Here is a 13,075-nt window from a genome sequence, read left to right on the forward strand (position 1 = left end):
CCCTACTTAAAAGTAGGGGATTTGTACAAGGAATGATTGAAACTTTGTGGCTGGTGCCGTTTGGTGTAATTGAAATCTTACCTTTAACCACTGGCATGAATTCCCCTTTCTTTTAACTTTTGCATAAAGAATTCTTCTAAGGTTAATCGAGATAAATTCAAACTCAATAGTTGAGCATTCATTTCTTTCAATACTAGAAAAAATTCCTCTGGCTCACCCTTCAAATGTCCCTCCCAATAATCTTGATCCCTTTCTAAATCCGATATCCAATTTTGCAGAATATTAATATCTCCTCCTTTTCCCTTAACAACATAAGTTTGAGTTGTTCCCAATAAATCATCCAAAGAACCCATACTAATTAATTCACCTTCTGCTAAAATAGCAATGCGATCGCAAATTTTTTCCACATCGGATAAAACATGACTATTAAAAAAAACAGTTCTATTTTGTGCTTTTAAAGATAAGATAATTTCTCTAATTTGATACCGTCCCATCGGGTCAAGTCCTGACATCGGTTCATCTAAAAACACCACTTCAGGATCATTAATTAAAGCTTGCGCCATTCCCACCCGTTGTAACATTCCCTTAGAATATTGGCGCATTTGTTTTTTAATGGCGGCGGTTTTTGCTAACCCGACTAAATCTAATAATTGGGGAATGCGTTGACGTTGAATAGATTTCGGAATTTGAAACAGTCCGGCGGCAAATTCTAAAAATTCCCATCCCGTAAGATGATCATAAAAATAGGGATTTTCTGGTAAATATCCTACTCGTTGTTTAACATGGCGATCGCCAATGGGTTTACCTAATAATAGACCTGATCCAGAGGTCGGGCGAACAATGCCTAATAAGGTTTTTAATAATGTGGTTTTCCCTGCCCCATTTTGTCCTAATAAACCAAAGGTTTCTCCCGCATGAATGCTTAAAGTACAGCTTTTTAAGGATTCAATCTTTTGATTCATCCAAAAACCCGTGCGATAAAATTTTCCCAAATTATGCGTTTCCACCACCTGGTTTAACGGAGGAATTGAAGCTGAATCTTTGACCTCAATAGCCGAATTCATAAGCGTTACGGATTAGATACAATATTTAGGCGGTTATATTCTATTTTAATACAACAGAAGAAATTCGTAGTAAGCCCTTTAGGGCTATTCTTAGGGCTTTGGCCCTCACTACGAGGTGAAATCTTTTTGCCCATTGCCCATTGCCCATTGCCCATTCCCTGCTTTTTTGTGGTTTAATTAAGATCGAATTTCCTCAAAACCAGAGTATCTTGACGGAGGCAAAGTTTACCGTTTCGTGATCTTTAACCCCTTCTTCAACAGTCATCCATCTCCTAACCCAAGCGAGAATCCCCGTTTCACCGGTTGGTCATTACAGGATCGTGATCCCGAATATATCCGATCTCTGATGCCGTTTTTGGGTTGGTTCTATGACCATTATTTTCAAGTCCAAACCTCCGGCTGGGAGAATCTCCCGCCCCAACATAAGATGTTGTTGGTGGGTTCCCATAACGGTGGTTTAGCCGCCCCGGATATGTTTATGGGGTTATACGCTTGGTGTCGTCACTTCGGAACCGAAAGATTACTTTATGGTCTCATGCACCCGAAAGTCTGGCAGGTGGCTCCAGAAGTAGCCGCTTCAGCCGTGCGTTCCGGGGCTGTTATCGCCCATCCGCGCATGGGAATGGCGGCTTTGCGACAGAATGCGACGGTGTTGGTGTATCCGGGCGGGGGTGAGGATGTATTTCGTCCCCATACGTTACGCAACCAAATTCATTTCGCTGGTCGTAAAGGGTTTATTAAGTTAGCCCTGCGGGAGAAAGCCCCCATTGTTCCGGTGATTTCATCGGGTGCCCACGATACTCTGATTGTGCTGGCGGATATTTACGACTGGGTAAAACAACTACACAACTTGGGAATGCCTTGGTTATTGGATCTCGACCCAGAGGTATTTCCGATTTATTTGGGGTTGCCTTGGGGTGTGGGAATTGGGCCTTTACCGAATTTTCCGCTTCCGGCAAAAATCAAGATTCACATTTGTCCAGCGATTGAATTTGAACGCTATGGACGGGACGCGGCTAATGACAGGGAGTATGTAGATGTTTGTTATCAACAGGTGAAAACAGCAATGCAAAAGGAACTTGATGATTTAGTTATGCGGTAAAATTCCCTTTAGCAACGGTAATTCAGTACAGTTATTAGTATATTAACTCTTAAACTGATCACTGGTACGGGCGGGTTCTGTTAGATTTTTGTGAGTTACCTAAATCTTGATGAACCCGCCCTGATGACTGATTATTGGGGTAAACAACGCAGGATTTTAGGAAGTTTCATCGTGAAGGTAGACCCTTTGCCTAACTCACTAATTACGGATAAATCACCTCCCATCATTTGACATAATTTTTGAGTAATGGTTAACCCTAAACCCGTACCTCCATAACGGCGAGTTGTGCTTTCATCCGCTTGAGTAAAGGGATTAAAAACCGTTGCTAACTGTTTAGGACTCATGCCAATTCCATTATCTATCACTTGAAAAATAATCACCGTTGAACAGCTTTTCGGAACATCAGGAAGACAACAAGCACTACTCGTTAGTTCTTCATTAACCATGATAAATTCTGGCTCTAGTATAGAATCTATATTTAGATTAACCCTGTCTACTTTTTCTTGCCAAACCTTTAAAGTCACCTGACCATTTTCTGTGAATTTGCAGGCATTACTGAGGAGATTTAATAAACATTGACGAACTTTTGTTAAGTCGGTGTGCATAAAATCTACATTCTCTGCCACCTCTAGGATAAACTGATTAGAATTCTTATCCGCAGCCGGATTAACAGTGGTTTCCACTTCCCAAAGTAAGGTCGAAACTTTAAAGGTTTCTAAATGAAAATTCATCCGACCCGCTTCAATTTTGGAGAAATCCAGAATTTCACTAATCAAAGTTAATAAATGTTGCCCGGCTACATAAATATTTTTTAAATCTCCTACAAATTCATCTTGATGTAACTCTTGAGCATCTTCTATTAATAATTCACTATAACCTAAAATTGCATTGAGGGGAGTCCTAAGTTCATGGCTCATATTGGCTAAAAATAAACTTTTAGCATGGTTAGCGGTTTCGGCAGCTTCCTTAGCCATTTTCAATTCCTCCGCCTGTTGACGCTCCGTAATATCATTAGCCATCATCAATAAACAGGAAATTCCCCCTAAATCAATTAATTCAATAGACACTAACCAATTTCTAATTATTCCTGATTTTTGGCGAATTTTTAACTCAACATTACTAATTTGATTTTGACTTTTTAATTGTTTTTTAAGTTGCAGATGTTGTTGAGAATCAACCCACAGATTCAGTTGTTCTGGGGTGTGGTTCAGCACCTGCTCTCGCCCCCAACCAATTTGACGTAAAAAACTATCATTGACATCTAAAAATAGTTCATCAGCCAGGGTCATAATACTAATCCCAACGGGACTGGCACTAAAGGTTTTTGAAAATCTTTCCTCACTAGCTCGTAAAGCAATTTCTGCCTGTTTCCGGTCTGTAATATCTTGAATTGTGCTAGTGATATGACTAGGAGTAATTACCGCCTGTTCAAAAACAATCCGTTCCTCACCGGAGGCTAATTTCAACCGATAATCAATACAATAAGGTTTTTGTTGAAATAAGGCTTGATCCAAGTAACTTTGCACATAACTGCGATCTTCAGGATGAACAAATTCCAAAAATTGGGGAAAACTTGGTTTCACAGATTTAGCCGTTGTGTCTAAAATTCGATAGAGTTCGTCCGACCAAAATAATTCATAGCTGCTAATTTTCAGATCCCAATGACCCAACTTAGCAATCCGTTGAGCATTTGCTAAACTGGTTTCACTGTTTCTCAGGCGAGTTTCCGCTTGTTGACGTTCTGTAACCGTGGCGGCTAAAACTAACCCCGTAATTGCCATAATCAGGATAAAGGCTTGTAGAGAAAAAATTTGGGGGGTATCCGTACTGCGACTAATAAAAGGCCCACTCCCCCGTACTACTCCCCAAACCGCAAAACTGGCTGTGATCAAATGACCAATGACCGTTCCCCGTTGACCAAATCGTAAGGAAGCCCAAACAAAAAACGGAAAGGGCAAATATTCCAGGGGAAAACCAATAAATGCCGACCGAGTTCGAGAACAAAATACAAACCAATTTAAGCCCAATAACAGGAACAACCAAACCCCAACTTCTAACTGACGTAACCAAAAATTCCCAGGAGAGCGTTCAGAAAGGCGTAATCTGGTTGTACCCAGGGATAAACTTTGGGATAAGGCGTTGAGAAAAGACCAGACCGGGGAAGTAGGAGTTTGACAGCGATAGTAATACCGTTGAAATTCGCTACCCCAGGTTAATAATACCGGGGTTATAACTAATACCCCAGTAGCACTTCCTAGCCACCCACCAATCCAAATTTGGGTAAAATCTTCCCAGGGTAGCCAACCACTCAAACAGGCTATGAGAACAGTAAGAGTGGGATTAATCAGGGTAGCAATTGTCCCCGCTAAAATAATTAGTCCCAGAACATCTTTGAGGTGTTTGAGTTGGGGAGAAAATTCAAGGCGATGGAGCAATTTACTAACTAAACAGGCTTGTAACGTCACACCACAACTAGACAGTATCACCATAAACACAGGCATTTGGTCAATGGCAATTAGGGAAAAAAACGCCCCCAGGGCAATTGCTGGCCAATATCGATAACCACACAACAGAACAATTCCCTGGGCGACCCCCGCATTCGGCCAGAATAGGGCTGGGGTGGAACCCAAGATTAAATATTCAACCGTCACCTTGCCAACTATCCAGTAGCATACTGTAATCAAACTAACTATAACTAAGTATCGGCTACTTGTAACATGGGCGCGTTCAAGGAATTTCATTTTAGTTGTGAGTAAGCTGATCATAAATATCAGTGGTAGAGATTATTTTTGATCACCACTTCAATCTTAATTTCTGTATATAATTAACGCAGATTTTCCGTAAATACACTGATTGTTTGAGAAAATCGAGTTATTTAAAAACTATGGCAGCCATAGTTTTTATCCTAAACTCTCCCTGGATCATTTTTATTTTAACAGATCTAATCGGAGAAATAGACTAATAGTTCACTATTGAAATTAGACGCTTTTCTTTATTTAATTACCCTCCGATCAGAATTCATCATTCATGGTTGGCGGTTGGGCGGGGATAGAAGCAATAATTGCATCAATCACCTTACTCACCGGAATAATTTGTAATCCTAAATCCGCCGGACTCTGGCCTTTGGGAATAATCGCCCGTTTAAATCCCAGTTTTGCCGCCTCCCTTAACCGTAATTCCAATTGAGATACCGGGCGCACCTGTCCCCCTAAACCGATTTCCCCAATTAAAATAGTCCGGGGGTCAACCACTCGGTCACGGAAACTTGCTACAATCGCAATGGCTATCCCCAAGTCCGCCGCCGGTTCTTCGACCTTTAAACCCCCCACCGACGCCACATAAGCATCCAATTTAGACAGGGGAATCCCCACCCGTTTTTCCAAAACCGCTAAAATCTGTAATAACCGACTACTATCTACCCCGGTGGTCGCCCGTCGCGCCGAACCGTAACTGGCCGGACTGACTAGGGCTTGAATTTCCACCACAATCGGTCGAGTTCCCTCTAGGGCTACCACCGTCGAGGTTCCGGGGGAAAAATCGTCTCGATTGCCTAAAAATAATTCTGAGGGATTAGAAACTTCCTTTAATCCATGGGCGACCATTTCAAACACCCCAATTTCATGGGTGGCACCAAAACGGTTTTTCATTGAACGCAATAAGCGATGGGAGGCAAAGCGATCGCCTTCAAAATATAACACCGTATCCACTAAATGTTCTAACACCCGCGGCCCGGCAATGCCCCCATCCTTGGTCACATGACCAACAATCAACAGGGTAATATTTTCCCGTTTTGCCACCTGCATTAAGGCCGATGTACATTCCCGCACCTGCGCCACCGAACCCGGTGCAGAGGTTAGACTAGAGAAAAAAACCGTCTGAATACTATCAATCACGGCTAACTGCGGTTTCAGAGATTCTAACTCTCTTAAAATCACTTCTAAATCGGTTTCGGGGAGTAAATATAAATCCTGTTCCTGATGAGAAATCGTCGAAGATTCTGGCTTGGGGGTTGTGTTTTCACCATTTTCTGTAGAGACGTGCCACGGCTCGTCTGGCTGTTTGGACTGACGATTTTTGAGTTGTTCGGTAAAGGGGTCAGTGGGGGTTGGGGGATGTTGACTGCCATTTTCGGGTTTGGTTTCGGTTTCGATCTCCTCACCAACGCCTAAACGTTGTGATCGCAATTTTACCTGTTGTCCCGATTCCTCCGCCGACACATACAACACCCGATTCCTGTAAGACAAAAGATTAGCGACCTGTAATAATAGGGTAGACTTCCCAATCCCGGGTTCCCCCCCAATTAATACCAAAGAACCTGGCACAATTCCACCCCCCAAAACCCGATCTAACTCTCCATAACCCGATGGCATCCGAGATTGGGATTGATCAGAAATTTGGGATAATAGAAAAGAAGCACGGGGTTGTCCCGGTTTAGTTACTTCTGCTAGACCATCGGGGTTTTCTCCCTGGAGGTGACTCCAGCTAAAGCGTTGGGAAGGCGTAGGTGCAGGTTGTTCAATTTGTTCTTCTAGGGAATTCCAGGCATGACAAGCGGAACATCGGCCAAAATATTGCGGAAATTCGGCTCCACATTCGTGACAAACATAAAGGGTACGGGACTTTGCCATGTAATCAGTAATTAGTAATCAGTTTAAGAGTTGTAGGGGCGGGTTTATCAAGATTTAGGTGATGAACAAAGATCTAAAAGAACCCGCCCGTGCCAGTGATCGGGTTGCGAGTTCGATTATGATTTCTATTAAAACTGTAACTTAATCCAACTAAGGGAGCGTTGAAATCCATTGGAAAATCATAAGGAAAAAATTTTGGTCGTTGATGATGAGGCTAGTATCCGCCGGATTTTGGAAACTCGCCTTTCCATGATTGGTTACGATGTCGTAACCGCCGCCGATGGAGAAGAAGCCCTAGAGACCTTCCGCAAAACCAACCCTGACTTAGTGGTTTTGGATGTGATGATGCCCAAATTAGACGGGTATGGGGTCTGTCAGGAGTTACGCAAGGAATCCGATATTCCGATTATCATGTTAACAGCCTTGGGGGATGTGGCGGATCGGATTACCGGGTTAGAGTTAGGGGCGGATGATTATGTGGTTAAACCCTTTTCTCCCAAGGAACTTGAAGCTAGAATTCGCTCGGTATTACGTCGCATTGATAAAAATGGAACTTCGGGTATTCCCAGTTCCGGTGTCATTCAGGTTAGCAATATTAGAATTGATACGAACAAGCGACAGGTGTACAAGGGAGATGAACGCATCCGCTTAACGGGGATGGAATTTAGTTTATTAGAACTCTTAGTCAGTCGTTCTGGTGAACCTTTTTCCCGTTCTGAAATTCTACAAGAAGTCTGGGGATATACTCCAGAACGTCACGTCGATACCCGGGTAGTAGATGTTCATATTTCTCGCCTCCGGGCAAAGTTAGAAGATGATCCGAGTAATCCCGAATTAATTTTAACCGCACGGGGAACCGGATATCTATTCCAACGAATTATTGAACCCGGAGAAGTCGGTTAAAAACTGGATCTGATCCCCCTAAATCCCCCTTAAAAAGGGGGACTTAAATTTTTGAATTCCCCATTCCCCATTCCCCATTCCCCATTCCCCATTCCCCATTCCCCATTCCCCATTCCCCATTCCCCATTCCCTGTTCCCTGTTCCCTATTCCCTTCTACACTTTGAAAAATTAAAATCTAATCATGCCAAAATCCGATCGAAATCAGATATTAAGATTACTCCCTATTTTTGCCGGGGTTTTGGGTGGGTTACTCCTCCTGGTAAATCGGCTCTTAACCCCGGAATTATTCAACTCTCAAGCCCGTTCCGATGCCTTGGGGGTAATTTTGAGTGCGGTGTTGATTTTAACTGGTTTATTATGGCAACAAATTCAACCTAAATCACCAGATTCTGTGGATTTAATCGGGGAACAAGGGTTTGAATTAAAACCGGATTTACCCGAATTAGTTCAAGCCGAATTAGCCTGGGCTTCCCATTTATTATTAACCAATACCGTCACCCGTTCTATTGTGGTTTATTATCAGGGGGAAGTTTTATTAAGGCGAGGAGTATTAGGGAATAATCCTGATGTTAAACCCGGGCCAATTTTACAACGGGTGATAGACAAACAGAAACCAATTTATTTAGTCAATTTAGCCTTATATCCGGGTCGAATTGAATTTGATTATTTACCCGAAAATACCCAGGGCGTGATTTGTCAACCCCTCGGTCATGAGGGCGTTTTAATTCTGGGGGCAAATGCTCCTCGAAGTTATACCCAACAGGATGAAAATTGGGTCGCGGGCATAGGGGATAAGTTAACGTATACATTATCTAATCTCCTGAATCAATCTTCAATTCTGACCTGATGGCAGGGTTATCAAGTCCCATACAAAAATAAAACCGCTATCGGTCTATTTTAAGATAATATTATTAATAATTCTGGATAACCGAATGTTAGCTTGGGAGTTGAAGTCATGGAAATTATATTTGAGTCTACGGAGGAATTTGAAGCGGATTTAAACACCCATAGTGAAGCGGAACATGATATTATTGTGCAACAGCTTCATGAATATTTTGCCTTATTATTAGAAGATAAAAGAGATCGCGATAAACGAATCCATCAATTTTATCAATTTGATTTCCTCGAAGATTATGGGTCATCTCTCTATTCTTTTATTGTTAATTATTACCTGCGAGTGATTTTAACGATTGATGATGATCCTATATTTGGTCGCACCATTATTACTTTATTTAGAGTGGTTGATAGTCAAGTCGCAGCGAAAGTTTATCAACAAGTTGGAGAATCAATTTATCAGTCTTTCTTACCACCCCAACCCTTAACGGAGGTCAAATCAAATCATGTTACAGTCGCCACCATCACTCATTGATGAACGCGGAATTATTGGCAGAGTGTTAAAACTGCTTCCCTTACAATTACGAGGTCGGTTTTTAGAGGTTTTAGCCGAACTTCAAGACGAATCTTGCTATCGCTATCAACGGTTTTATAAAACCAAACTCAGACGCATCAAAGGAACACAAATTCCCCTTTATTGTGCAAAAATTGATGATGCGGAAAATTGGAAACTTTATATATCTTATCAAGAGGGTAAATTGTATTTAGAAGATATTATTCATCCTGTTCCTAAAGCCCATAAAGATAAAGATAGTTTAGATATCATTGCTGAATTGAATGATTTTTAAAGAAATAGAAACAAATTAGGGCTTGCTGAAAAAGTAACAGAAAAGGAAAAGAATGATTAATTAGGGGTATTTCCCTGTTCCCTTTTAATACTTTTTATCCGATTTTCTGTGATACTAAGAAGATTATACGGGGTTAATTTCAGAGGGCGACCGAGAGAAAAATAATTTACTAATCCCAGTGGTCAGGATGTGGGACAATAATCCTAAAGGCCCGGCAAATAAACAAAAAGCTAGGGAATGGGTAGTCCAAATTCCGGTTTTTTGTCCATCCCAATAAATCCAACGTCCAACAAATAAATCCATGACTAAAAAGTGAATCCATCCCGTTGCTGCGGCGTTTTCATCGGCAAAGAAATGGGCAATATCTGATAATTTGGGATTGGATAAAGCGGCGGCATTCTCGGGGGTGATACTGCTGACAAACAGGTATAAATAAACGCAGGCTAACAACACAAAGGGAAAATAGGACTCCATGACTTTTCGGGTGACTCCCCAGTTAGGCAAAATAATCATTAATGCCCAAAAGGGAAGGACGAAAATATTGGCGATGTTAAAAATTTGATCAATTGCAATAGTCATAGTCAGAATTTCTCAGATCAGGGGTTAAAATATCCATATTCTAAAATATAGCAGGGAATAGGGAATAGGGAATAGGGCGGAAAATATTTAACCGCCTAGGTTTCCTAACTCCATGGGCGTGGTTGCTATATTTTTTTCAATTTAATCTGCTTTTTGGGAAATTTATGTTATGCTACGGGCAAGTTAATCTAGCTGATTTTTTGTTATGAATGCTCACGATCTGTTCCTGTTATTGATTTTATTGTTCCCTGGTTTAGCCCTATCTATTATTGTTATGGGAGCCTTTTCCGCCGGAGGTTAAAAGGTATTTTTGATCCGTTATTAGGTGCGTAAGCTCTATGCAGAACGCACCATTCAGCAATTTTTGATTAATCAAATGGCATTCCGACGGGTGGCATTAGAACGGGGGATTAGGGGGTTTTTAAAGATTGGATTTGTTGGCGAAATTGATCGATTTTATCAAATAAATCCGATTGATTTAAGATTGTTTCTTCCCCGGTTTTTAACCATTTCAACTTCAGGGTTTGCTGTTCGGCTTCCGCATCTCCTAATACTAAACACCCGACAGCACCACTACGGTCAGCCCGTTTAAACTGTTTACCGAAGGCACTTCCACTTAAATCTAGTTCTACCGCAAAGCCATTTGTCCGCAATTTTTGAGCTAAAATTAAAGCCTGAGATTCTGCTAAATTCCCCCTAGAAACGATATAAAAATCTAAGGTGGAACTGGAAAGAGAGTTTAACTGTTGTAACAGAATTACTAACCGTTCTAACCCAATTGCCCAACCGACCGCCGGAGTTTCTGGCCCCCCCAATTCCTGGACTAAACCATCATAACGACCGCCCCCACAAACCGTTGCTTGGGCGCCTAAATCATCGGAAATAATCTCAAACGCCGTATGGGTATAATAATCCAATCCTCGGACTAATCTCGGGTTTAGACTGTAGGGAATTTCTAAGGCAGTTAATAGCTGTTTCACCTGGTCAAAATGGGCGCGAGAATCTTCTCCTAAATACTCTAAAATACTCGGAGAATCCTGAACAATTTCTTGGGTGCGGGGGTCTTTACTATCTAAAATTCTTAAGGGATTTCGAGATAATCGATCCTGAGAATCGGGATCTAATTCGTCTTGATATTGGGTTAAATAATCAACTAAAGCTTGACGATAGGCTAGGCGATCGCTTGAATTTCCCACAGAATTTAAGTTAAGGTTTAAATTCTTTAATCCCAAGGTTTTTAATAAATTTGTGGCGATCGCAATCACTTCTACATCAGCCCTAGCATCCCGACTTCCTAACACCTCAACCCCAATTTGATGAAACTGTCGTTGACGTCCGGCTTGGGGTCGTTCATAGCGAAACATCGGCCCGGTATACCATAACCGTTGCGCCCCAGAAGTAGCATGGAGTTTGTTTTCAATTAAGCTACGCACGACTCCAGCTGTCCCTTCCGGTCGCAGAGTAATGGAGCGATCGCCACGATCAACAAAGGTATACATTTCTTTCCCGACCACATCGGTTGCTTCTCCGATACCCCGTTCAAATAAAGCCGTTTGTTCAAAAATTGGGGTGCGGATTTCTTGATAATTTGCCTTAAATAAAACATCTCTAGCAATAGATTCAACCCATTGCCAATATCCTATTTCATCCGGCAGAATATCGCGTGTTCCTCGTAATGCCTTAATCAGTTCCATTGGTTTCTCAATTAATCGTTAGTCCTGTGGCGGATCGATTGTTTCCCAGACGCCATAACGATCGTTATAATACGCCAAAATTTGATCAATCTGTTGACGAGTTTCCCGATTTTGGGTGTGATCATATTCAATCCATAAACTACCCACTTGACTTTGGGTATAATCAAATTCTGGCGGGATTTCATCGGGACTAATATGAGTTGCAATTAACCCAGTGTCCACTCCTTCCACCTGTCGTAAATGGGCAGCCACTTCTCGATAAACGCTTAAGGGAAGTTTCGGACAGCGAATTTCATAGCGAAGCCGTTGTTTTTGTTTAACTGTTTGCATTCAAAATTAACCTATTTTTTCCACTATTCTACTGAAGAAGAAATGATCACTTCTGTTTCATCATCATCGGTCACAAGGGGTAGAGAACAGCAATTAATATCATCCAGACAAACTTTCCCCCATTGCAACGCCCAACGAACTAATGAAACTCGGTTCTCGGTGGCAGTTTTCGTCAGAATGTTACTGATATGATTGTCAACAGTACGCTTACTAATTTCCAGTTTCTCTGAAATTTCTTGATTGGTTAATCCACTAGCCACTAACTCTACAACTTGCAGTTCTCGGTCTGAGAGTGAAACAGGTCTGTGAGAATTGCTTTCCGTCATATTAGCTTCCAATTTCTGCATAACTACCTATTTATTATTCTAAAGGGAACCCGTCAACAATATCCTTTATTTGATCAAACTCAGGAATTTCTAATAAACTCTGGCTTTACAAGACATAACTGGTGTATATCAAATTTAGCAGAAATGCCTATCACTTTTTTGTTAATTTTTCTTGATTTCTCCTGTGCTTAACCATTGACTGTCAGCCGTTGCTTCTTAGTTGTTAGTTCTTGGTTGTCAGTTATTAGCGAGGGAGGACACGCCGTCCCCCTGCTCCCCCTGCTTCCCTCTCTCCCCCGCTCCCCCTACTCCCCCCGCTCCCCCTGCTCCCCTGCTTCCCCCTGCTTCCCCCTGCTTCCCTCTCTCCCCTGCTTCCCACTCCCCCTACCTCCCCCACAAACAAGTACGGTAAACACGCCAAAAAAATTTTGTCAAGCTATTGCAATATTTTTTAACTATCTGTTACAATCGTTTACATAAAGAACAAACTAAGTCAGCTTAGGAGAAAAATAATATGTTTACCGTTTTAATCTCTTTATTCATCGTCGGTTGGGTTGCTGCTGCTGTGATTGGGACTCAGGCTTACTTCCTGGGTGAACAAACCAAACCCATTCACCAACGGAACTGGAATTCTGCCTCCTTCGAGCAAATCGCCCAGTCCGTTACAGGTAAAGAAACTGACTACACTGTCCGCGTCCCCGCCTATAGTTTGGATGCTTACGCCAGCAATCATTTAAGTAATTAATTTTCTAGGGTTCAAGCCAAA

The 13,075-nt window shown here is 41.8% G+C and carries 13 protein-coding genes; 6 read left to right on the plus strand and 7 right to left on the minus strand.

Annotation, left to right across the window (positions count from 1 at the left end; translation table 11 throughout):
• Positions 1-83: 83 nt before the first annotated feature.
• Positions 84-1,064: an ABC transporter ATP-binding protein gene (locus AC2D3N_RS12310; protein WP_484691008.1), complete on the minus strand. Its 981-nt coding sequence runs from the start codon at positions 1,062-1,064 to the stop codon at positions 84-86.
• 235 nt (positions 1,065-1,299) lie between these two features.
• On the opposite strand from AC2D3N_RS12310, the gene AC2D3N_RS12315 reads away from it, so the two are divergent.
• A complete protein-coding gene (locus AC2D3N_RS12315; protein ID WP_484691009.1) occupies positions 1,300-2,166 on the plus strand; it encodes a lysophospholipid acyltransferase family protein in 867 nt (288 codons plus the stop codon).
• Positions 2,167-2,297: 131 nt separating this feature from the next.
• Here AC2D3N_RS12315 and AC2D3N_RS12320 read toward each other — a convergent pair whose 3' ends face one another.
• The gene (locus tag AC2D3N_RS12320) at positions 2,298-4,907 is read right to left on the minus strand and encodes an MASE1 domain-containing protein (RefSeq protein ID WP_484691010.1); all 2,610 of its coding nucleotides are present in this window, start codon (positions 4,905-4,907) and stop codon (positions 2,298-2,300) included.
• Between the two features lie 270 nt (positions 4,908-5,177).
• On the minus strand, positions 5,178-6,794 hold the full coding sequence (gene radA / locus AC2D3N_RS12325; protein ID WP_484691011.1) for a DNA repair protein RadA: 1,617 nt from the start codon (positions 6,792-6,794) through the stop codon (positions 5,178-5,180).
• A 171-nt stretch (positions 6,795-6,965) separates the two neighbouring features.
• On the opposite strand from radA, the gene rpaB reads away from it, so the two are divergent.
• The 4 genes from rpaB to AC2D3N_RS12345 all read left to right on the plus strand — a co-directional run bounded on the left by rpaB (position 6,966) and on the right by AC2D3N_RS12345 (position 9,380).
• Entirely contained in the window at positions 6,966-7,697 is a 732-nt protein-coding gene (gene rpaB / locus AC2D3N_RS12330) for a response regulator transcription factor RpaB (RefSeq protein WP_026785605.1), read from the plus strand.
• 182 nt (positions 7,698-7,879) lie between these two features.
• Positions 7,880-8,545, plus strand: a complete 666-nt coding sequence (locus AC2D3N_RS12335) for a cofactor assembly of complex C subunit B (RefSeq protein ID WP_079677868.1) — start codon at positions 7,880-7,882, stop codon at positions 8,543-8,545.
• A gap of 108 nt (positions 8,546-8,653) precedes the next feature.
• Complete coding sequence (locus tag AC2D3N_RS12340; RefSeq protein WP_234996629.1) at positions 8,654-9,067, plus strand: hypothetical protein; 414 nt, start codon at positions 8,654-8,656, stop codon at positions 9,065-9,067.
• Positions 9,039-9,380 carry a hypothetical protein gene (locus tag AC2D3N_RS12345; RefSeq protein ID WP_079677869.1) on the plus strand — a complete coding sequence of 114 codons (342 nt, stop codon included), beginning with the start codon at positions 9,039-9,041 and terminating at the stop codon, positions 9,378-9,380. Before AC2D3N_RS12340 ends, AC2D3N_RS12345 begins: the two co-directional genes overlap by 29 nt.
• Positions 9,381-9,503: 123 nt before the next feature.
• Here AC2D3N_RS12345 and AC2D3N_RS12350 read toward each other — a convergent pair whose 3' ends face one another.
• The 4 genes from AC2D3N_RS12350 to pedR all read right to left on the minus strand — a co-directional run bounded on the left by AC2D3N_RS12350 (position 9,504) and on the right by pedR (position 12,309).
• Positions 9,504-9,959, minus strand: coding sequence for an ABA4-like family protein (locus AC2D3N_RS12350; RefSeq protein ID WP_079677870.1), 456 nt, complete (start codon positions 9,957-9,959; stop codon positions 9,504-9,506).
• A 410-nt stretch (positions 9,960-10,369) separates the two neighbouring features.
• A complete protein-coding gene (hisS, locus tag AC2D3N_RS12355; RefSeq protein WP_484691012.1) occupies positions 10,370-11,653 on the minus strand; it encodes a histidine--tRNA ligase in 1,284 nt (427 codons plus the stop codon).
• 18 nt (positions 11,654-11,671) lie between these two features.
• Positions 11,672-11,983 (minus strand): hypothetical protein, encoded by a 312-nt coding sequence (locus AC2D3N_RS12360; RefSeq protein WP_079677872.1) that lies wholly within the window; start codon positions 11,981-11,983, stop codon positions 11,672-11,674.
• Between the two features lie 23 nt (positions 11,984-12,006).
• Positions 12,007-12,309 carry a photosynthetic electron transport-dependent transcriptional regulator PedR gene (pedR, locus tag AC2D3N_RS12365; RefSeq protein ID WP_079677986.1) on the minus strand — a complete coding sequence of 101 codons (303 nt, stop codon included), beginning with the start codon at positions 12,307-12,309 and terminating at the stop codon, positions 12,007-12,009.
• A 514-nt stretch (positions 12,310-12,823) separates the two neighbouring features.
• Between pedR and AC2D3N_RS12370 the strand changes: the two genes are divergently transcribed.
• The gene (locus AC2D3N_RS12370; protein WP_079677873.1) at positions 12,824-13,054 is read left to right on the plus strand and encodes a photosystem II protein, Psb35-related; all 231 of its coding nucleotides are present in this window, start codon (positions 12,824-12,826) and stop codon (positions 13,052-13,054) included.
• Positions 13,055-13,075 lie beyond the last annotated feature (21 nt).

The sequence above is a fragment of the Planktothrix sp. PLAVEN19ND genome, assembly GCF_057220675.1.